This is a genomic window from Halopseudomonas pertucinogena, from assembly GCF_014646575.1.
GTDB classification, from domain to species: Bacteria; Pseudomonadota; Gammaproteobacteria; order Pseudomonadales; family Pseudomonadaceae; genus Halopseudomonas; species Halopseudomonas pertucinogena.
Genome location: NZ_BMNN01000005.1, coordinates 176,831 through 197,002 on the forward strand (window position 1 = coordinate 176,831; position 20,172 = coordinate 197,002).

Here is a 20,172-nt window from a genome sequence, read left to right on the forward strand (position 1 = left end):
GCAGGATGCATGACTGATTCCATCGCTTCATTACAGAGGGCCTCCCGGGGGAGCGCCCTCTGGCCGTTTCTGTTGCTGGTACTGGTAGTGGTGCTCGGGCTGTGCAGCCTGAACGTCGGTGCCAGCCGCATGAACCTTCTCAACGTACTGACCGCTGACCCGGATGACCGGGTGTCGAAGATCCTGTTTGCCAGCCGCCTGCCCCGCACCCTGGCGCTGATCCTCGCCGGTGCGGCGCTGGCAGTGGCCGGGGCGATACTGCAGATGATGGCGCGTAACCGGCTGGTCGACACCTCGACTACCGGGCCCATGGCGGCCGCCGCATTGGGGATGCTGGCACTGGCGATCGTGCTGCCGAACGGGCTGCCGCTGTGGGCACGCTTTCTGACAGTCAGCGCCTTTGCCGCAGGCGGTATTGTGCTGTTTCTCGGCGTGCTGCAACGCATGCCGCTGCGCTCGGCGCTGATCGTACCGCTGGTCGGGCTGGTGATTGCCGGGGTGATTCACGCGGGGAGCGGGCTGATTGCCCATCACTTCGATCTGTCCCAATCCCTGCGGGCCTGGAACAGCGGGGATTTTTCCGCCGTGCTGCGTGGCCGTTATGAGTTGCTGTGGATTGCCGCCGGGCTGACCGTGGCGGCCATGCTGCTGGCCGATCGGTTTACCGTGATCGGTATGGGCCGCGACTTTGCCACCAACATTGGCGTCAACTACGCGCTGCTGATGGCCATCGGCGTGGCGCTGGTATCCATGATCGTCGGCAGCGTGGTGGTCACCGCGGGGGTGATCCCCTTTATCGGGCTGGTCGCGCCGAACCTGGTGCGGCTGCTGGCCGGTGACAATCTGCGCCGGGCGGTGCCCATGGTCGCGCTGCTGGGCGCGGCGCTGTTGCTGGCCGCCGACCTGCTCGGTCGGCTGCTGATCCATCCCTACGAAGTGCCGTCCTCCAATCTGCTGTCGATCGCCGGTTGTGCGGTGTTCCTTGCAGTGCTGCTGCATGGGAGGGCGAAATGGTCATGAGCCTCTGGCGTCAACCGGCGGCCCGGGTTGGGCTGCTGGCGGTGGTGGCGGTGCTGTGCGTGATCGGCTTCATGACGCTGAATGTGCAGACCGACTGGGTCTTCATCCTCGAACACCGGGGCAGCCGCCTGCTGGCATTGCTGCTGACCGCCTGCGCCATTGGCGTCTCCACCGTGCTGTTCCAGACCATTACCCACAGCCGCCTGCTGACCCCGGCGCTGATGGGCTTCGATGTGCTCTTCGTGCTGGTCAATACCTTGGTGCTGCTGGTGTGGGGTGGCGCGGAGCTGGCGGCCTGGCCGCCTTCACTGCGCTTTGCCGTGCAGGTACTGGTGATGGTGGCGGTGGCGCTGCTGGCGTTCCGCCTGCTATTTTCCGGCTCGGTGCGCAGTCTGCACCTGATGATCCTGCTGGGCATGCTGGCGGGCATGCTGTTCCGGGAGCTGGCTGAACTGGGCGCGCGGGTGCTTGACCCCAGCGAATTCGGCATCAGCAGTGGCGTACGTCAGGCCAGCTTCAATCGAGTCAATACCTCCCTGCTCTGGGCGTCTTCGTTGGGTCTGGCGCTGGCCGGGCTGTTGCTGCTGCGCTGGCGGCGCTATCTGGATGTACTGTCGCTGGGCCGGGACATCGCCATCAACCTGGGCGTGGCCCATGGTCGGGTAGTACTGGGCATCATGGCGGTGGTAGCCATCATGGTCTCGGTGGCCACGGTACTGGTCGGGCCGACCCTGTTCTTCGGTCTGCTAATTGCCAACCTGGCCTACTGGTTTACCGGTACCCAGCGCCACCGCTGGACACTGCCGGCCAGTGTGCTGGCGGGCATCATCTGTCTGGTCGGTGGTCAGGTGCTGCTGGAACACCTGCTGTCCTCAACCCTGCCGCTGGCGCTGGTGATCGAGCTGGCCGGTGGATTGCTGTTCATAGCGCTGCTGTTGCGCGGAGTAAGACAATGATTGAAACCCGTGGAGTATCCAAACGCTACGGCGACACCCTGGTGGTGGACGATGTCAGCCTGACCATTCCCAGGGGCGGCTTCACCTCCATCATCGGGCCCAACGGGGCGGGTAAGTCGACCCTGCTGTCGATGATCAGCCGGCTGACGCCGATGAGTGCCGGCACGGTACTGGTTGATGGTATGGATGTGACCCGTACGCCCGGCAATGTGCTGGCCCAGCGTTTATCCATTCTGCGTCAGGACAATCAGACCTCCCTGCGCCTGACCGTGCGGGATCTGGTGGCCTTCGGGCGCTTTCCCCATTCCGGGGGACGGCTGACCGCCGCGGATCTGCGTCATGTGGATGAGGCCATGGATTATCTGCAGCTCAACGAATACCGCGACCGGCCAATCGACGAGCTGTCCGGTGGGCAGCGCCAGCGCGCCTATGTGGCCATGGTGATGTGTCAGGACACCGATTATGTGCTGCTGGACGAGCCGCTGAACAATATCGACATGCGCTTTGCCGTGGACATGATGCAGCTGCTGCGCCGCGCCGCCGACGAGAAGGGCAAGACGGTGGTAGTGGTGCTGCATGACATCAACTTCGCTTCCTGCTATTCGGACCATATCATCGCCATGCGTCGGGGCAGACCGGCCTATCAGGGCACCCCCGCCGAGATCATCCGCGATGAGGTGCTGCGCGACCTGTACGAGATGGATATCCGGGTGCATGAGGTGAATGATCAGCGGATCTGCGTCTATTTCCGCATGCCCGCCACGGCATCAGCCGTGTAACGCAGCGCCAGGCCAGCCACCCCGTAAGCCCATCGCGGAACCCACCCCGGAAGGGCCGGGTTCCATCCCGGCCAGCGGCGTATCCGCCCGCGCGAGGATGGGCGAGATGGAACTCGCCCCTCCCAGCCACTTCTGGTCTTTTTAACCATTCTTGTGCATTGGGCTCCGCTCAAAGGCAGGCTAGCCCAGAAAGCACTCCCCCTGGAGGGCCGGGTTCCATCCCGGCCAGTGGCGTATCCGCCCGCGCGAGGAGGGGCGAGATGGAACTCGCTCCTCCAGGTGCTCCGATCAGGAGCCGGTCCGGCTCTGAACGTAGGCTCTGGCCTCCTCGATTACCCAGTCCCTGAATCCCTGCAGGGTGGCTGACTCGGCCTTGCGCTCGGGGATCACCAGATAGTACGCATTGCTGCTGTCGAAGCTGTGCGGGTTGGCAATCACCAGGCGGCCGCTTTCCAGCTCGCTGCGGATGAGAAAGGGCGGTATCAATGCCACCCCCATGCCGTGCATGGCCGCCTGGGCGAGCATGGAGAACAGTTCCAGCCGGGTACCGTTGAGGTCATGCTCGATGCGCATGTCGCATGATTCGAACCACTGGCGCCAGGCATAGGGCCGGGTGGATTGCTGCAGCAGCGGCAGCTGGCTGATCTGCTCCGGTGTCAATCCCGGCCGGCCACCGAGCAGCTGCGGGCTGCATACCGGCACCGGCGACTCCGTCATGAGGAAGTGCACTTCCGTTCCCGACCAGTCACCATCGCCGAAATAGATGGCCGCGTCGAACTCCGTATCGGCAAACAGGAAGGGCCTGGTGCGGTTGGTCATGTTGATCGTGACATGCGGATGTTGCACAACGAACTGGCCCATCCGTGGCAGCAGCCACTGGGTGCCGAAGGTTGGTACTGTGGCCAGCTCCAGGGTGGCGCTACCCTTGTTGCCCATCAGCGAAAGGGTGTCGCGCTCCACTGCGTCAAGTCGGTTAGCGATGCGCCGACTGTAGGTCTGACCGGCCTCGGTAAGCCGCACGCCTCTGCGGGTGCGTCGGAACAGGTCAACGTCGAGGAAACGCTCCAGATTGGCGATCTGACGGCAGACGGCGCTCTGGGTCATGGCCAGTTCCTCGGCGGCACGGGTAAAACTTTCATGCCTGGCGGCAGATTCGAAACAGATCAGAGCCTGGGTAGGGGGAATCTTGCGGCGCATGGATATTGCCTGGCTTTCATTTTTCGGAATTCCAAATTAGCACAGATGGCTGAAAAAAACGCGTTTGCCTCGACAGGTCGGGCAGACTAGGCTGTGTCAGGTCTGAAGGGGCCGCTCCAGGCTCGAATGCGAATATTGATCGGAGAACCCATGGCTAATACCAAAGCAAGTTTCAACTGGATGGATCCGCTGTTGCTGGATCAACAGCTCACCGAAGAAGAGCGCATGGTGCGCAACTCGGCAGCGCAGTACTGCCAGGACAAGCTGATGCCACGGGTGCTGGAGTCCTTTCGCCATGAGCAGACCGATGCCGATATCTTTCGCGAAATGGGCGAGCTGGGCCTGCTGGGTGCGACCATCCCCACGGAGTACGGTGGCAGTGGTCTGAACTATGTCTGCTACGGCCTGATAGCCCGGGAAGTGGAGCGTGTCGACTCCGGCTACCGTTCGATGATGAGCGTGCAGTCTTCGCTGGTGATGGTGCCGATCAATGAATTTGGCTCCGCGGAGCAGAAGCAGAAATACCTGCCGAAACTGGCCAGCGGCGAATACATCGGCTGCTTCGGGCTGACCGAGCCGAACCACGGCTCCGATCCCGGCTCGATGGAGACCCGGGCGAAGAAGGTCGAGGGTGGCTACCTGCTCAAGGGCGCCAAGATGTGGATCACCAACAGCCCTATCGCGGATGTATTCGTGGTCTGGGCCAAGACCGAGGACGGCGTGATCCGCGGCTTCATTCTCGAAAAGGGCTGGAAAGGCCTGAGCGCACCGGCGATCAAGGGCAAGGTCGGGCTGCGTACCTCGATCACCGGCGAGATCGTGATGGAGGATGTATTCGTTCCGGAAGAGAACCTGATGCCGGGTGTGACCGGTCTGCGCGGCCCCTTCACCTGCCTGAACTCCGCCCGCTATGGCATCTCCTGGGGCGCACTGGGCGCCGCCGAGTTCTGCTGGCACACCGCCCGGCAGTACACCCTGGATCGTCTGCAGTTCGGCCGCCCGCTGGCTCAGACCCAGTTGATCCAGAAGAAGCTGGCAGACATGCAGACCGAGATCACCATGGCGCTGCAGGGTTGTCTGCGCCTCGGCCGGATGAAGGATGAGGGCACCGCCGCGGTGGAAATCACCTCTATCATGAAGCGCAACTCCTGCGGCAAGGCGCTCGATATCGCCCGGATGGCCCGCGACATGCTGGGCGGCAATGGCATTTCCGATGAATACGGCGTGATCCGGCATGTGGTCAATCTGGAGGTGGTCAACACCTATGAAGGGACCCATGACGTGCATGCGCTGATTCTGGGCCGGGCGCAGACAGGGTTGCAGGCGTTTTTCTGACTACAGCAGTAATCGCCCCGAAGCCGAGGCTCCTGCAAGGTAATTTGCCCCCTCGGAGCTGCACAGAGGCGTGATATGCGAAGGCCCCGATAGCGGGGCCTTCTACGTTACAGTTCGCTGTTGACCGGGATCAGCAGCACGGGCTGGCGACTTTCCCGTGCGACACCTTCGGCAGTACTGCCGATCATCAGGTCCTGGATCGGCGTGGTGCCGCGCTTGCCGATGATCAGCAGTGACGCCTGCTCGTCGGCGGCCGTCTTGACGATCTCCCTTACCGCCGAGCCCTTTGTATGCCGCACCGCTAGCTGTTCGTGGCGGCTGACGAGGGCGGACACCTGCTCATCAATCACTGCCCTGTTGTCATATTCATCGGTCTCGACCCAGAGCACCAGGCCGGGGCGACCCGGGGTGATGAAATGTTCGAACGCCCGCTGCGCCACCTGCGCCGGGCGCGAGCCATCGGTGGCGAGCATGATCAGGCCCTCAGGCTCGATAGCTGCGGCGTCTGCGGGAATGATGAGCAGTGGCAGCCGGGTCAGGCGAGCCAGGTTGAGGGTTGTGTTGCCGTAAAACAGTGCCCGCCCCGCCGAGTGGCTCTGGTTCAGCACGATCAGGCCATCGGCCTTGAGCCGGCGTGCCACCTCGTGGAGCTCGGTGGCGGCGAAGCCCCGGCGCACCTCGAACCCGGTGGGGATACCCAGCTCCGCGGACAGCCGGCCTGAGAGCTTTTCCAGATGCCCGGCCGCTACGGCCTCGCTGTCCTCTATGTTGACCCGGCGGGTGGCATCTACCGCGTGCACCAGCGTCAGCCGCTCAACGCCTGCCAGTCCGAGTATCGGCGGCAGGCGATCAAGGGTCTTATCCCAGCTTTCCGAATAGTCGAAACCAAGAATGCAGTGTTTCAGCATGGACTGGCCCTTCTTTTATGATCTGGTTACCAGTCTAGCCGACGCTCATGAATGAGCTAATTCAGAAGGTAATCCGTTCATGCGCTGGAGCCAGCCCGCAATCGGATGAAGTCCAGCGGTGTATCTCATGGCGCTGGCGATTCGCATTGGGTTTCAACGGCAGGCCACCGGCGGGGCGCAGCCGATCTTCCACCATGAAGGACGCGTGGATTTCACGGGTGCTGATGATCTGCACCAGCCCGTGCAGTTCTCCGGTGGCCCCCTGACTGTTATCGCAGCGGCCGAGAATACGCAGGGTCGAGCGGTCAGTCTGTTTCAGGTCGAACTGGCAATCCGGCAGCTTGCGCTGAATGATGCGTTGCATGCTGTCCAGACGGCCGAGACCGGCAGCCTGAGCGACAGACATGCATTCCATGGTGACTTCGGGAACTGTCTTGATGACCGCTGAGTTCATCAGCGCCTGGTAGTCGGCGTTGGTCAATTCTGCAGGCTGAAGATCGCCCGTCACCCTGTGTGGGTCGTTGTAACCGTTGAGTATCCTGTTCTCGCTCCGCCAAAGTCCCGCCTCGGGAACAGGCTGCAGATGGTGGGCTTGCACAGGCAGACTGATGATGGTGACAAGCGCGAAAATGGAAAAGGCGCTTTTCATCTCCGAATCCTCCTGTTGTGTGAGTTGGGGAACTTTTATATTTGAATACTGACTATAGCTGGTTAACCCGAATGTGCACGATTTTCTTTTGACATTATTTCGTATGACGGCTACGGGCTACTATCTGGCCATCGGGTGCCGGCGCGACGATTTTTCCGCTCGGAACTGGACTGAGGAAGCTGGAGAGAGGGAGGCGGGAAGAGAAGGATGGGCTCCGGCGATCGCCGGAGCCCGGGTGAATCAGTTGCTCAACAGCGCGGGCTTTTCGCGACGGGGTCGCTGGCGCTTTGGCGCGGCGGCCGGAGCTGTTTCCGGTATCGCACGGTTACCCATGGCTTGCAGGCGACGCTCACGGGCGACTGCGTCCTCCGGTACGGCGATGCCCGGCATCGTCTGCTGCGGGCGGCGGGGCTTGCCGCCGCTGTTGCTGCGGGGCTTGTCATTGCGGCCCTGGCTGCGGGGCGCCGCAGCGGCCGGACGCTGATTGCGGCCGCGTCCACCGGTGTTGCTGCGCGGACGCTCCGGGCGATCGCTGTTCAGCTCGGCCTGCGCCGGCGGCACGAATCCCTGCAGATCACCTTCCTCGAACTTCTGCCGGGTCAGACGTTCGATGGCCTTGAGCAGCTTCTCTTCGTCGGGGCTGACCAGCGATACCGCCTCACCGCTGCGACCGGCGCGACCGGTACGGCCGATACGGTGCACATAGTCTTCCGCCACGTTGGGCAGCTCGAAGTTGACCACATGCGGCAGCTGGTCGATATCCAGCCCGCGGGCGGCGATATCGGTAGCAACCAGTACCCGGATCCTGTTCGCCTTGAAGTCGGCCAGCGCCTTGGTGCGTGCGCTCTGACTCTTATTGCCGTGGATGGCAGCGGCAGGCAGGCCGTTCTTTTCCAGATACTCGGCCAGACGGTTGGCGCCATGCTTGGTACGGGTGAACACCAGCACCTGTTCCCAGGCACCCATGGTGATCAGGTGAGCGACCAGTGCCCGCTTGTGACCGGCCTGAACGCGATAGACGCGCTGCTCGATGCGCTCCACGGTGGTATTCAGCGGGGTGACCTGGATGCGCGCCGGGTTGTGCAGCAGACGATTGGTCAGCTCGGTGATCTCGGCCGAGAAGGTCGCGGAGAACAGCAGGTTCTGACGCTTGGCTGGCAGCCTGGCGATGACCTTCTTCACGTCGTGGATGAAGCCCATGTCGAGCATGCGGTCGGCTTCATCGAGGACGAAATATTCAACGGCGGAGAGGTCCACCGCACGCTGGCCGACCAGATCCAGCAGCCGGCCGGGGCAGGCGACGAGGATGTCGAGCCCGGGGGCCAGAGCCTTGATCTGCGGGTTGGCGCCGACGCCGCCGAAGATGCAGGCACTGTGCAGCTGCAGCTCGGTAGCATAGGAGCGGATGTTGTCATGGACCTGCGCGGCCAGCTCGCGGGTCGGAGTCAGCACCAGCGCTCGGACCTTCTTTGGTACCCGCTTGTAGTCAGCCGGGCGCTTGCCGTTCGGGAACAGCAGTTCGAGGATCGGCAGGGAAAAGCCGGCGGTCTTGCCGGTGCCGGTCTGGGCGGCAACCATCAGGTCGCGGCCCTCGAGTACCGCAGGAATGGCCTGCAGCTGGACGGGGGTAGGAGTGGTATAGCCGGTGGCAGCCACGGCACGCACAAGCGCGTCGGACAGGCCGAGAGAAGCAAAGGACATTCAGATAAACCCTGTGATGGCCGTTTGCGAACAGGGGCTGTCCGTCCGGCCGAAATGAAGATGAGAGCGGCGAGTCTAACAGAAAACGTCACTCACCGCGGAGAAAAATGCTGCGGCGGGCGGGCGCAGCGCACTGGCGCTACGCCTTTTTCAGCCGCCATCGCCTGCGCTGTTACAGGTTGCGCAGGATGGCCAGGCTGGATTCAGCCTGGTTCATTGTATAGAAATGCAGGCTCGGCGCGCCGCCGTCTATCAGTCGCCGGCACATGTCGCTGACGACCTCTGTACCGAAGGCGGTGATGCTCGCCGTGTCGTCACCATAGGACTCCAGCTGCTTGCGGATCCAGCGGGGAATTTCCGCACCGCAGGAATCGGCAAAGCGCGCCAGACCGCTGTAGTTGGTGATCGGCATGATGCCCGGCACGATCGGAATATCCACCCCCGCCTTGCGTACCCGGTCGACGAAGTGGAAATAACAGTCGGCATTGAAGAACAGCTGGGTGATGGCGCTGTCCGCACCGGCCTTGGCCTTGCGCACGAAGTTCTGCAGGTCTTCCTCGAAGTTGCGCGCCTGCGGGTGGGCTTCCGGATAGGCAGCCACCTCGATGATGAAATGATCACCGGTCTCCTCGCGGATGAACTCCACCAGCTCGTTGGCATAGCGCAGCTCGCCGGAGGCGCGCCCCATGCCCGAGGGCAGATCGCCGCGCAGGGCGACGATGCGTCTGATGCCGGCTTCGCGGTATTGGTCGAGCAGCTTGCGCAGCTCTTCCTTGCTGTCGCCGACGCAGGACAGATGCGGTGCAGTGGGGATCTTAACCTGCTGATCCAGCTGCAGCACGGTATTGAGGGTGCGATCGCGGGTCGAGCCGCCGGCACCGTAGGTGACCGAGAAGAACTCGGGTTTCTGCTCGGCCAGTACATGGGCCGCAGCGATCAGTTTTTCATGGCCGGCTTCGGTCTTGGTCGGGAAGAACTCGAAGCTGACGGGAATCCTGTTGTTGCTGTTCATATTCTGTCTCTGTATCCAGAAGGCGCGGGCCAATGGAGGGCCGGGTTCCATCCCGGCCATGTGGGTGCGTCCTCAGTAGCGATAGGTGTCGGGCTTGAACGGGCCGTTGACCGGTACGCCGATGTAGTCGGCCTGCTGTTGGGTCATGCGGGTAATCACGCCGCCGAAGCCCTTGACCATTTCCAGCGCCACTTCCTCGTCCAGCTCCTTGGGCAGCACCTCCACGCGCAGCAGCTCGGCCTTGGCCGCAGCGTCCAGATTCGCGTAGCCCTGCCTGAACAGGTGGATCTGAGCCAGCACCTGGTTGGCGAAGGAGCCATCCATGATGCGGCTGGGGTGGCCGGTGGCATTACCCAGGTTGACCAGGCGGCCCTCGGCCAGGAGGATCAGGTAATCATCGTTGGCCGGATCGAAGTTGTCCTTGCCGGTGCGGTGGATCTTGTGCACCTGCGGCTTGACCTCTTCCCAGTGCCAGTTCTGGCGCATGAAGGCGGTATCGATCTCGTTGTCGAAGTGGCCGATGTTGCAGACCACGGCGCGCTTCTTCAGCGCCTTGAGCATGTTGGCATCACAGACGTTGACGTTGCCGGTGGTGGTGACGATCAGGTCGGTGTTGCCCAGCAGCTCGCGATCGATGCAGGCCTCGGTGCCGTCGTTGACGCCGTTGATGTAGGGCGAGACTACCTCGAAGCCGTCCATGCAGGCCTGCATGGCGCAGATCGGATCGGCCTCGGTAACCCGTACGACCATGCCTTCCTGACGCAGGGACTGGGCCGAACCCTTGCCCACGTCACCGTAGCCGATGACCAGTGCCTTCTTGCCGGACAGCAGGTGGTCGGTAGCGCGCTTGATGGCATCGTTCAGACTGTGGCGGCAGCCGTACTTGTTGTCGTTCTTGCTCTTGGTGACCGAGTCGTTGACGTTGATCGCCGGTACCTTGAGCGTGCCTTTCTTCAGCATGTCGAGCAGGCGGTGCACGCCGGTGGTGGTTTCCTCGGTCACGCCGTGGACGTTCTCCAGCACCTGGGGGAATTTCTCGTGCAGGATCAGGGTCAGGTCGCCGCCGTCGTCCAGTACCATGTTGGCGTCCCACGGCTTGCCATCCTTGAGAATGGTCTGCTCGATGCACCACTCGTACTCTTCCTCGGTCTCGCCCTTCCAGGCGAACACCGGGATGCCGGCAGCGGCAATCGCCGCCGCAGCGTGGTCCTGGGTGGAGAAGATGTTGCACGAGGACCAGCGCACTTCGGCACCCAGCTCGACCAGGGTCTCGATCAGTACCGCGGTCTGGATGGTCATGTGGATGCAGCCGAGGATACGCGCACCCTTGAGCGGCTGCTCGGCCTTGTACTTGCGGCGCATGGCCATCAGTGCCGGCATTTCCGACTCGGCGATGATGATCTCGCGGCGGCCCCAGTCGGCCAGGGTGATGTCCGCTACCTTGTAGTCGGAAAAATCTGCTTGCATGACTGCGCTCATGATTCTCTCCATTGGATGTAAGCTATGCGGGTCATTTCATAACCCTTTCAATGTGTTCAACGAGGGAGAAACCTGTTGTCAGTTCCATATCCCCGAATTCTGTTGGCCGCTACCCTGGGCCTTGTTCTGGCCGGTTGCGGCGGCGGTCCTGCCGACCCTGACTCGCCGGAAGGCAAACGCCAGGCTGCGTTCAAGCAGTTCCTCCACCACAGCGAGCCGATGGGTGGCATGCTCGCGGAGCGTTTGCCCTTTGATGGCGAAGCCTTTGCTGCCCATGCCGAGGGTCTGGCCGAGACCGTCGAGCTGCCGTGGGAGCATTTCCCCGAGCCGGGCGATTCCAAACAGCGCAACGCGGCCCGCCCGGAGATCTGGAAACATCCTGAGAATTTCCAGCGTGCCATCGACCAGTACCGCACTGCGGTGGCCGATCTGGTGGCCGTTACCCGCGAGGGTGTTGAGACTCCCGAGCAGGTCGCCCAGCCCATGGCAGCGGTGCAGCAGAGCTGCAAGGGCTGCCACGACAGCTATCGCCGTTAAAGCCCTGCGTCAGCCCGCAGGGCGTCGGCCCGGTCGGTCATCTCCCACGGGAAGGCCGTGAAGGTTTCGCCCTTGACCGTCATCTCGTAAGGATCGCGACCGAAGTGGCCATAGGCTGCTGTGGCGCGGTACATCGGATGCAGCAGGTCGAGCATGCGGGTGATGGCGTACGGACGCAGGTCGAAATGCTCGCGCACCAGCTGCACGATCCGCTCATCGCTCACCTTGCCGGTACCGAAGGTGTTGATCGATACCGAGGTCGGCTGGGCCACCCCAATGGCGTAGGAGACCTGGATCTCGCAGCGCTCGGCCAGGCCGGCGGCAACGATGTTCTTCGCCACATAGCGGCCGGCATAGGCGGCGCTGCGGTCGACCTTGGACGGATCCTTGCCTGAGAATGCGCCGCCACCGTGGCGGGCCATGCCGCCGTAGGTATCAACGATGATCTTGCGTCCGGTCAGGCCGCAGTCGCCCACCGGTCCGCCGATGACGAACTTGCCGGTCGGGTTGATGTGGTACTGGGTGTCGGCATGCAGCAGTTCGGCCGGAATCACGTGCTTGATGATGGTTTCCATCACCGCTTCACGCAGGTCCGCCTGTTCGATCTCCGGATTGTGTTGGGTCGACAGCACGATGGCGTCGATACCCACCACCTTGCCGTTATCGTAACGGCAGGTCACCTGGGACTTGGCGTCCGGACGCAGCCAGTTGAGCATGCCGTTCTTTCGCACCTCGGCCTGGCGTTCCACCAGACGGTGGGCAAAGGTGATGGGGGCGGGCATCAGCACGTCGGTCTCGTTGCTGGCATAGCCGAACATCAGGCCCTGGTCGCCGGCGCCCTGATCTTCGGGTTTCTGCCGGTCGACGCCCTGGGCAATGTCCGGGGACTGCTTGCCGATGATGTTGATCACCCCGCAGGTATCGGCGTCATAGCCGACATCCGAAGAGGTGTAACCGACGTCCTTGATCACCTGGCGGACCAGATCCTCAAGATCAACCCAGGCGCTGGTGGTGATCTCGCCGCCGATGATGGCCACGCCGGTCTTCACCATGGTTTCACAGGCGACGCGGGCGAGCTTGTCTTCAGCGAGGATGGCATCCAGCACGGCATCGGAAATCTGATCAGCCAGCTTGTCCGGATGGCCTTCGGAGACCGATTCGGAGGTGAAGATAGCGTATTCGCTCATGGTTCTAGTCCTTGGAAAATTGTTGAAGCTGAATCTGAAATCCGTTGCGCAGCCCCAGATAGAGGCTGACACCCGTTCTTAATCCTGCATCTGCGGCCCAGCGGGCCAGGTCATCCTGCTCGAAGCCCAGCCACAGATCGCCGCAGGTATCGCGTACCCAGCTCTGATCGTGGCTGCACAACTCGGTCAGCACCAGGCTGGCGCCCGGTTTCAGCAGATCGGCAAAGCGCTTCAGCGCCTCCGCCGGTGCCGGCATGTGGTGCAGCACCATATTGCATACCAGGCAATCCGCCGCCGGCAGCGCCTGTGGCTGCAGGGCATCGGCCAGCAGACACTCGACATTGCCCAGCCCGGCCTCGGCGCACAGCTGCTGCGCCCGTTCCAGCATAGCCGGTGCGTTATCCAGTGCCAGCACGCGCCGGAAGCGGGCGGCCAGGTCCGGTAGAAAACCGCCTTCGCCGGGCCCCACCTCGATTGCCAGCGCCCGGTCCGGCAGCTCGAGACTGTCGATCAGCCCCAGCAGCGGCTCGCGATACAGTCCGAAATGGGCAATCAGGTCCTGCTGGGCCGGTGTGCCATCGGTAAAGCGGGCGAAGAACTGCCGGGAGATGTCCCCACGCTGGCCGTGCACGGCGGCAATCGCCGCTGTCAGCTGCGCATCCATCGGCAGCGCATCCAGCTCACCCAGCAACTGCTCGTGCAACCCGTGCCACTGACTGCCGGTGTCCGGCAGGCTGCGGCGATAGAAGATCGAATTGCCCTCGCGCCGCGTGCTCACCAGCCCCGCGTTGGCCAGCACCTTGAGATGGTGGCTCATGCCGGACTGGCGCATGTCGAAGATCTGCGACAGCTCCAGCACCCCGAAGGAGTCGCTGCGCAGCACCCGCAGGATATCCAGGCGCAGCTGATCACCGGCGGCCTTGAGAAAGGCTGCCAGGCGTGCGGTGTCGGAGTCGGTGGCCAGAAGCAGTGGGGCGCTGTGGGTCATGGGGGAGGATTCTAGAGGTAGCCGGGGCGGGCTGCAATGGCTATATCAAAATATTTTGATATACGGTCGTTCAAGTGGCCCGCTCGTCACGTATTGGCGGTCCCGCGCCAGGGCCGGCCGGGTTTTCATTGCCCGGCGCGGCGGTTTGGGCGAAAATGCCGTCCTTTCACTTTCCGGCGCGTCGGGCCTGGCCCGATTCCGCCCTCAGTCTTGCAAATCACAGGAGTTGTTCATGCCCAGTCGTCGTGACCGAGCCAATGCCATTCGTGCCCTGAGCATGGATGCCGTGCAGAAAGCCAACAGTGGTCATCCGGGTGCGCCAATGGGCATGGCGGATATCGCCGAAGTGCTCTGGAGGGACTTCCTCAAGCACAACCCGAGCAACCCGCAGTGGGCCGACCGTGACCGTTTCGTGCTGTCCAACGGCCATGGCTCGATGCTGATCTACTCGCTGCTGCACCTGACCGGCTACGACCTGTCCATCGACGATCTGAAGAACTTCCGCCAGCTGCACAGCAAGACCCCGGGGCACCCCGAGCTGGGCTATACCCCCGGCGTGGAGACCACCACCGGACCGCTGGGGCAGGGCATTGCCAACGCTGTGGGCTTCGCCCTGGCGGAAAAGATCATGGCCGCCCAGTTCAACCGTCCCGGCCACGAGATTGTCGATCACGAGACCTACGTGTTCCTCGGCGACGGCTGCATGATGGAGGGGATTTCCCACGAGGTCTGCTCCCTGGCCGGCACCCTCGGGCTGAACAAGCTGACTGCCTTCTACGACGACAACGGCATTTCCATCGACGGGGAAGTCCACGGCTGGTTCACCGACGATACCCCGCGTCGCTTCGAGTCCTACGGCTGGCAGGTGATCCGCAACGTCGACGGCCATGACGCCGATGAGATCAGGACCGCCATCGAGACTGCGCGCAAGAGCGACAAGCCGACCCTGATCTGCTGCAAGACCATCATCGGGTTTGGTTCGCCCAACAAGCAGGGCAAGGAGTCCTCCCACGGCGCTGCGCTGGGTGAGGAGGAGATCGCGCTGACCCGCCAGGCGCTGGGCTGGAGCCACGGTCCGTTCGAGATTCCCGCTGATATCTACGCCGAATGGGATGCCCGCGAAGCCGGTGCCCGCGCCGAGCAGCAGTGGAATGAGAAGTTCGCCGCCTACGAGGCCGAATTCCCGGAGCTGGCCGCCGAGTTCAAGCGGCGCATGGCCGGTGACCTGCCGGCGGACTTCGAAGAGAAGGCCAGCGCCTACATCCGTGAAGTGGCCGAGAAGGGCGAGAACATCGCCAGCCGCAAGGCCAGCCAGAACTGCCTGAATTTCTTCGGCCCGCTGCTGCCCGAGCTGCTGGGCGGCTCCGCCGACCTGGCCGGCTCCAACCTGACCCTGTGGAACGGCTGCAAGCCGGTGGTCGAGGAAGATGCCTCCGGCAACTACATGTACTACGGCGTGCGCGAGTTCGGCATGGCCGCCATCATGAACGGTGTGGCCCTGCACGGCGGTCTGATCCCCTACGGCGCGACTTTCCTGATGTTCATGGAATACGCGCGCAACGCGGTGCGGATGTCGGCGCTGATGAAGCAGCGGGTGATCTACGTGTTCACCCACGACTCCATCGGTCTGGGCGAGGACGGCCCGACTCACCAGCCGGTCGAACAGCTGACCAGCCTGCGCACCACGCCGAACCTGGACACCTGGCGCCCGGCCGATACCGTCGAATCGGCAGTGGCCTGGAAGCACGCGCTGCAGCGCAAGGACGGCCCCAGCGCGCTGATCTTCTCGCGGCAGAACCTGCCGTGCCATATCCGCGACAACGAGACCGAAGCGGCCATCGCCCGCGGCGGGTACATCCTCAAGGATTGCGCCGGCGAGCCGGAACTGATCCTGATCGCCACCGGCTCGGAAGTCGGCCTGGCCATGCAGGCCTGGGAGAGGCTGAACGAGCAGGGCCGCCGTGTGCGCGTGGTGTCCCTGCCCTGTACCAGCGTGTTCGACCAGCAGGACGCCGAGTACCGCCAGAAGGTGCTGCCGCTGGAAGTGGGCGCGCGCATCGCCATCGAAGCTGCCCACGCCGACTACTGGTACAAGTACGTGGGTCTGGACGGCCGCATCATCGGCATGCACACCTACGGCGAGTCGGCCCCGGCCGGTCAGCTGTTCGAGGAGTTCGGCTTCACCGTGGAGAACATCCTGCTGGTGGCTGAAGAGCTGCTCGAAGACGAGTGAGCATGCCCGCCGCCCGACCCTATCGCATCGCCCTGAACGGCTACGGCCGGATCGGGCGGTGCGTGCTGCGCGCCCTGCATGAGCGCGGTGGCGAGCACATGCAGATCGTCGCCCTGAACGACCTGGCCGACCAGGCCAGCGTCGAGTATCTGACCCGGTTCGACTCCACCCACGGGCGCTTCCCCGGCGAGGTGCGGGTGGACGGCGACTGCCTGCACATCAACGGCCACTGCGTCCAGGTGCTCTGTGCACCGCAGCCTGAAGACATCGACTGGGCGGCGCTGAATATCGACCTGCTGCTGGAATGCTCGGGGCAGTACACCACACGCGATGATGCCGAACGGTTTGTCCAGGCCGGGGCGCCACGGGTGCTGTTCTCCCAGCCGATGGCCAATGCCGAGGCGGTGGAGGCCACTCTGGTGTACGGGGTCAACCACGACCTGCTGCCGACCGACGCCCGGCTGATTTCCAACGCCTCCTGCACCACCAACGCCAGCGTGCCGGTGCTGAATCTGCTCAACCGCGAGCTGGGTCTGGAGCAGGTGTCGATCACCACCATCCATTCGGCGATGAATGATCAGCCGGTCATCGATGCCTATCATCACGCCGACCTGCGCCGCACCCGCTCTGCCTTCCAGTCGGTCATCCCGGTTTCTACCGGGCTGGCGCGCGGGATCGAGCGGTTGCTGCCGGAGCTGGCCGGCCGGGTACAGGCCAAGGCCATGCGGGTGCCGACGGTCAACGTCTCGGCACTGGACATCACCCTGCAGACCACCCGCGATACCAGCGTGGCAGAAGTGAACCGACTGCTGGAAAAGGCATCTGAGTCTGAGTATTTCGGCCTGCTGGGCTATACCGAGTTGCAGCATGCCAGTTGTGATTTCAACCATGACCCGCATTCGGCGATCGTCGATGGCAGCCTGACCGGCATGTCCGGCCCGCGGCTGGTCAACCTGCTGGTGTGGTTTGATAACGAATGGGGCTTTGCCAACCGCATGCTGGATGTGGCGCAGTACTGGCTGCGGAAGCTGGATGGCAAGGACAACCCGGCCAATTCCTGATTATTTCTATTTCGATTTTGACAAGGAGCTGCAGATGTCGGTACTGACCATGGGTGAACTGAACCTGGAGGGCAAGCGGGTCCTGATCCGCGAAGACCTCAACGTGCCGGTGAAGAACGGTCAGGTTGCCAGCGACGCCCGGATTGTTGCCTCCCTGCCCACCATCAGGCTGGCGCTGGAAAAGGGCGCGGCGGTGATGGTCTGCTCGCATCTTGGCCGTCCGGAAGAGGGCGTGTTCAGTGAAGAGAACAGCCTGGCCCCGGTCGCCGACTACCTGAGCAAGGCGCTGGGCCGCGAGGTACCGCTGGTGCGTGACTACCTCAATGGCGTCGAGGTGCAGCCGGGGCAGGTGGTGCTGCTGGAGAACGTGCGCTTCAACAACGGCGAGAAGAAGAACACCGACGAGCTGGCAAAACAATATGCCGCGCTCTGCGACGTCTTCGTCATGGACGCCTTCGGCACCGCCCACCGCGCCCAGGGTTCCACCCATGGCGTGGCCAGGTTTGCCCCTGTGGCCTGTGCCGGTCCGTTGCTGGCCGCCGAGCTGGACGCCCTGGCCCGCGCGCTGGACAAGCCGGCCAAGCCCATGGCGGCCATCGTTGCCGGCTCCAAGGTGTCCACCAAGCTGGACGTGCTCAACGCCCTGTCCGAGAAGTGCGACCAGCTCATCGTCGGCGGCGGTATCGCCAACACCTTCCTTGCCGCTGCCGGCCTGCCGGTGGGCAAATCCCTGTACGAAGCCGAGCTGGTCGACACCGCCCGGGCCATTGCCGAGAAGGTCAGCGTGCCGCTGCCGGTGGATGTGGTGGTGGCCAAGGCCTTCGCCGAGGATGCCGAAGCCACCGTCAAGCGGGTGGCCGATGTGGCCGATGACGACATGATCCTGGACATCGGCCCGCAGACCGCGGCCAGTTTTGCCGAGCTGCTGAAGTCCTCCGGTACCATCCTGTGGAACGGCCCGGTCGGGGTGTTCGAATTCGACCAGTTCGGCGAGGGAACGCGGGTGCTGGCCGAAGCCATTGCCGACAGCGAAGGTTTCTCCATCGCCGGTGGCGGCGACACCCTGGCGGCGATCGACAAGTACGGCGTCGCCGAGCGCATTTCCTATATTTCCACTGGCGGTGGCGCCTTCCTCGAGTTTGTCGAAGGCAAGGTATTGCCAGCGGTAGAGATCCTGCAGCAACGCAGTTGATCGCCAACGCAGTGCCCGGCCACCCCGGGCACTTGCAGCACATGGTCTGCTGCGGCAGGCTACACCACGGATTCATGAGTTCAGTTAACCGGAGAATACAATCATGGCTTTGATCAGCTTGCGCCAGATGCTGGACCACGCTGCCGAGTACGGCTACGGCGTCCCGGCCTTCAACGTCAACAACCTCGAGCAGATGCGCGCGATCATGGAAGCGGCTGACAAGACCGACTCCCCGGTGATCGTCCAGGCCTCTGCCGGTGCCCGCAAGTACGCTGGTGCGCCCTTTCTGCGCCACCTGATCCTTGCCGCCATCGAAGAGTTTCCGCACATCCCGGTGTGCATGCACCAGGACCACGGCACCAGCCCTGCGGTATGCCAGCGCTCCATTCAGCTGGGCTTTTCCTCGGTCATGATGGACGGCTCGCTCGGCGAAGATGGCAAGACGCCGACCAGCTACGAGTACAACGTCGACGTGACCCGTCGCACCGTACAGATGGCCCATGCCTGCGGCGTCTCGGTCGAAGGCGAACTGGGGTGCCTGGGCAGCCTGGAGACCGGCCAGGCCGGTGAAGAAGACGGCATCGGTGCCGAAGGTACACTGGACCTGGAGCAGATGCTGACCGATCCGGAAGAGGCCGCCGACTTCGTCAAGCAGACCAAGGTTGACGCCCTGGCGATCGCCATCGGCACCAGCCACGGCGCCTACAAGTTCAGCCGTCCGCCGACCGGCGACATCCTGGCCATCGACCGCATCAAGGCGATCCACGAGCGCATCCCCAACACCCACCTGGTGATGCACGGCTCCTCCTCGGTACCCCAGGAGTGGCTGGCGGTGATCAACGAATACGGCGGCGACATCAAGGAAACCTACGGCGTGCCGGTCGAGGAAATCGTTGAAGGCATCAAGTACGGCGTGCGCAAGGTCAACATCGACACCGACCTGCGTCTGGCCTCCACCGGTGCCATGCGCCGCTTCCTGGCTCACAACCGCAGCGAATTCGATCCGCGCAAGGTGCTCAGCGAAACCGTCAAGGCCATGCGTGACATCTGCATTGCCCGTTACGAAGCCTTTGGCACCGCCGGCAATGCATCGAAAATCAAGCCGATCAGCCTGGAAGCCATGTACCAGCGCTATGAGAGCGGCGAGCTGGACCCGAAGATCAACTGATCTGAGGATCGGGACATCGGAAAGGGCCGGGGATTATCTCGAAGCAGCGTATGCGCCGGCACCGCCGCTGGCCGAGATGGAACTCGGCCTTCCAGCCGTCCGGGATTGTCGAGTTCCATCTCGACGAAGCGTACGCGCCGGTACCGCCGCTGGCCGAAATGGAACTCGGCCCTCCAGCTGTCCGGGACCGTCGAGTTCCATCTCGACGAAGCGTGCGCGCCGGCACCGCCGCTGGCCGAGATGGAACTCGGCCCTCCAGCTGTCTGGGATTGTCGAGTTCCATCTCGACGAGGCGTGCGCGCCGGCACCTCCGCTGGCCGAGATGGAACTCGGCCTTCCAGCTGTCTGGGATCGTCGAGTTCCATCTCGACGAAGCGTGCGCGCCGGTACCGCCGGTGGCCGAGATGGAACTCGGCCTTCCAGCCGTCCCGGGAACCTTTGACACAACGCCCATGCCGGCGATCTCTCGCCGGCCGTTAAACCAGAGACCACACATGTCCCAATCCGACGACGATGCCGACGCGGCATTCACCCACGAGAAGCTGCTGGAAGCGGTAGAGAACCAGCTGGCGGAGGGTGCACCCGCTGCTGCCCAGGCTACCCTGAACAAACTGACGCTGGTGGGCTATGAGCGCGCCGACAGTCTGGATCTGATGGCCCAGGTGCTGGCCTTTCATATCAACCGGATGCTTGAGCAGGACGCTCCCTTCGATCTGGAAGGCTATGAGCGATCCCTGCGCAATCTGCCGGATCTGCCTGACAAGGAATAA

General features: G+C 63.3%; 17 protein-coding genes and 1 pseudogene. 10 read left to right on the forward strand and 8 right to left on the reverse strand.

Features of this window, described 5'->3' with window-relative positions; genetic code table 11:
• The first annotated feature begins 9 nt into the window (after positions 1-9).
• The 3 genes from IEW63_RS11760 to IEW63_RS11770 are packed head-to-tail and all read left to right on the forward strand — an operon-like array spanning position 10 to position 2,755.
• A complete protein-coding gene (locus tag IEW63_RS11760; protein ID WP_188636825.1) occupies positions 10-1,020 on the forward strand; it encodes an iron chelate uptake ABC transporter family permease subunit in 1,011 nt (336 codons plus the stop codon).
• Entirely contained in the window at positions 1,017-1,976 is a 960-nt protein-coding gene (locus IEW63_RS11765) for an iron chelate uptake ABC transporter family permease subunit (protein ID WP_229710485.1), read from the forward strand. Before IEW63_RS11760 ends, IEW63_RS11765 begins: the two co-directional genes overlap by 4 nt.
• Positions 1,973-2,755, forward strand: coding sequence for an iron ABC transporter ATP-binding protein (locus tag IEW63_RS11770; RefSeq protein ID WP_188636827.1), 783 nt, complete (start codon positions 1,973-1,975; stop codon positions 2,753-2,755). Before IEW63_RS11765 ends, IEW63_RS11770 begins: the two co-directional genes overlap by 4 nt.
• Before the next feature lie 288 nt (positions 2,756-3,043).
• On the opposite strand, the gene IEW63_RS11775 is transcribed toward IEW63_RS11770, so the two are convergent.
• Positions 3,044-3,952 carry a LysR family transcriptional regulator gene (locus IEW63_RS11775; protein WP_188636828.1) on the reverse strand — a complete coding sequence of 303 codons (909 nt, stop codon included), beginning with the start codon at positions 3,950-3,952 and terminating at the stop codon, positions 3,044-3,046.
• A gap of 150 nt (positions 3,953-4,102) precedes the next feature.
• On the opposite strand from IEW63_RS11775, the gene IEW63_RS11780 reads away from it, so the two are divergent.
• On the forward strand, positions 4,103-5,287 hold the full coding sequence (locus tag IEW63_RS11780; protein WP_188636829.1) for an acyl-CoA dehydrogenase: 1,185 nt from the start codon (positions 4,103-4,105) through the stop codon (positions 5,285-5,287).
• Between the two features lie 107 nt (positions 5,288-5,394).
• On the opposite strand, the gene IEW63_RS11785 is transcribed toward IEW63_RS11780, so the two are convergent.
• The 5 genes and pseudogenes from IEW63_RS11785 to ahcY form a co-directional block, all read right to left on the reverse strand.
• Complete coding sequence (locus IEW63_RS11785; RefSeq protein WP_188636830.1) at positions 5,395-6,195, reverse strand: universal stress protein; 801 nt, start codon at positions 6,193-6,195, stop codon at positions 5,395-5,397.
• Positions 6,196-6,256: 61 nt separating this feature from the next.
• Positions 6,257-6,844: a DUF3617 family protein gene (locus tag IEW63_RS11790; RefSeq protein WP_188636831.1), complete on the reverse strand. Its 588-nt coding sequence runs from the start codon at positions 6,842-6,844 to the stop codon at positions 6,257-6,259.
• Between the two features lie 396 nt (positions 6,845-7,240).
• A pseudogene (locus IEW63_RS11795) lies at positions 7,241-8,545 on the reverse strand (DEAD/DEAH box helicase); the annotation flags it as partial.
• Positions 8,546-8,717: 172 nt separating this feature from the next.
• On the reverse strand, positions 8,718-9,557 hold the full coding sequence (gene metF, locus IEW63_RS11800; RefSeq protein ID WP_188636832.1) for a methylenetetrahydrofolate reductase [NAD(P)H]: 840 nt from the start codon (positions 9,555-9,557) through the stop codon (positions 8,718-8,720).
• 72 nt (positions 9,558-9,629) lie between these two features.
• Positions 9,630-11,036: an adenosylhomocysteinase gene (gene ahcY / locus IEW63_RS11805; RefSeq protein WP_188636833.1), complete on the reverse strand. Its 1,407-nt coding sequence runs from the start codon at positions 11,034-11,036 to the stop codon at positions 9,630-9,632.
• A gap of 102 nt (positions 11,037-11,138) precedes the next feature.
• On the opposite strand from ahcY, the gene IEW63_RS11810 reads away from it, so the two are divergent.
• Positions 11,139-11,573, forward strand: a complete 435-nt coding sequence (locus IEW63_RS11810; RefSeq protein WP_188636834.1) for a c-type cytochrome — start codon at positions 11,139-11,141, stop codon at positions 11,571-11,573.
• Here the strand turns inward: IEW63_RS11810 and metK are convergent.
• The gene (gene metK / locus IEW63_RS11815; protein WP_188636835.1) at positions 11,570-12,760 is read right to left on the reverse strand and encodes a methionine adenosyltransferase; all 1,191 of its coding nucleotides are present in this window, start codon (positions 12,758-12,760) and stop codon (positions 11,570-11,572) included. The two genes, IEW63_RS11810 and metK, sit on opposite strands and share 4 nt — an antisense overlap.
• A 4-nt stretch (positions 12,761-12,764) precedes the next feature.
• A complete protein-coding gene (locus IEW63_RS11820) occupies positions 12,765-13,748 on the reverse strand; it encodes an ArsR/SmtB family transcription factor (RefSeq protein ID WP_188636836.1) in 984 nt (327 codons plus the stop codon).
• 232 nt (positions 13,749-13,980) lie between these two features.
• On the opposite strand from IEW63_RS11820, the gene tkt reads away from it, so the two are divergent.
• The 5 genes from tkt to IEW63_RS11845 all read left to right on the forward strand — a co-directional run bounded on the left by tkt (position 13,981) and on the right by IEW63_RS11845 (position 20,172).
• A complete protein-coding gene (gene tkt, locus IEW63_RS11825) occupies positions 13,981-15,981 on the forward strand; it encodes a transketolase (protein WP_188636837.1) in 2,001 nt (666 codons plus the stop codon).
• A gap of 2 nt (positions 15,982-15,983) precedes the next feature.
• Positions 15,984-17,042, forward strand: coding sequence for an erythrose-4-phosphate dehydrogenase (gene epd / locus IEW63_RS11830; RefSeq protein WP_188636838.1), 1,059 nt, complete (start codon positions 15,984-15,986; stop codon positions 17,040-17,042).
• 34 nt (positions 17,043-17,076) lie between these two features.
• Positions 17,077-18,234, forward strand: coding sequence for a phosphoglycerate kinase (locus IEW63_RS11835; RefSeq protein WP_188636839.1), 1,158 nt, complete (start codon positions 17,077-17,079; stop codon positions 18,232-18,234).
• A 103-nt stretch (positions 18,235-18,337) separates the two neighbouring features.
• Complete coding sequence (gene fba, locus IEW63_RS11840) at positions 18,338-19,402, forward strand: class II fructose-bisphosphate aldolase (RefSeq protein WP_188636840.1); 1,065 nt, start codon at positions 18,338-18,340, stop codon at positions 19,400-19,402.
• 494 nt (positions 19,403-19,896) lie between these two features.
• Positions 19,897-20,172: a hypothetical protein gene (locus IEW63_RS11845; protein WP_188636841.1), complete on the forward strand. Its 276-nt coding sequence runs from the start codon at positions 19,897-19,899 to the stop codon at positions 20,170-20,172.

Coding starts and splice junctions, on each gene's coding strand:
- IEW63_RS11760 (WP_188636825.1), top strand. CDS start 10: ATGACTGATTCCATCGCTTCATTACAGAGGGCCTCCCGGGGGAGCGCC.
- IEW63_RS11765 (WP_229710485.1), top strand. CDS start 1,017: ATGAGCCTCTGGCGTCAACCGGCGGCCCGGGTTGGGCTGCTGGCGGTG.
- IEW63_RS11770 (WP_188636827.1), top strand. CDS start 1,973: ATGATTGAAACCCGTGGAGTATCCAAACGCTACGGCGACACCCTGGTG.
- IEW63_RS11775 (WP_188636828.1), bottom strand. CDS start 3,952: ATGCGCCGCAAGATTCCCCCTACCCAGGCTCTGATCTGTTTCGAATCT.
- IEW63_RS11780 (WP_188636829.1), top strand. CDS start 4,103: ATGGCTAATACCAAAGCAAGTTTCAACTGGATGGATCCGCTGTTGCTG.
- IEW63_RS11785 (WP_188636830.1), bottom strand. CDS start 6,195: ATGCTGAAACACTGCATTCTTGGTTTCGACTATTCGGAAAGCTGGGAT.
- IEW63_RS11790 (WP_188636831.1), bottom strand. CDS start 6,844: ATGAAAAGCGCCTTTTCCATTTTCGCGCTTGTCACCATCATCAGTCTG.
- metF (WP_188636832.1), bottom strand. CDS start 9,557: ATGAACAGCAACAACAGGATTCCCGTCAGCTTCGAGTTCTTCCCGACC.
- ahcY (WP_188636833.1), bottom strand. CDS start 11,036: ATGAGCGCAGTCATGCAAGCAGATTTTTCCGACTACAAGGTAGCGGAC.
- metK (WP_188636835.1), bottom strand. CDS start 12,760: ATGAGCGAATACGCTATCTTCACCTCCGAATCGGTCTCCGAAGGCCAT.
- IEW63_RS11820 (WP_188636836.1), bottom strand. CDS start 13,748: ATGACCCACAGCGCCCCACTGCTTCTGGCCACCGACTCCGACACCGCA.
- tkt (WP_188636837.1), top strand. CDS start 13,981: ATGCCCAGTCGTCGTGACCGAGCCAATGCCATTCGTGCCCTGAGCATG.
- epd (WP_188636838.1), top strand. CDS start 15,984: ATGCCCGCCGCCCGACCCTATCGCATCGCCCTGAACGGCTACGGCCGG.
- IEW63_RS11835 (WP_188636839.1), top strand. CDS start 17,077: ATGTCGGTACTGACCATGGGTGAACTGAACCTGGAGGGCAAGCGGGTC.
- fba (WP_188636840.1), top strand. CDS start 18,338: ATGGCTTTGATCAGCTTGCGCCAGATGCTGGACCACGCTGCCGAGTAC.
- IEW63_RS11845 (WP_188636841.1), top strand. CDS start 19,897: ATGTCCCAATCCGACGACGATGCCGACGCGGCATTCACCCACGAGAAG.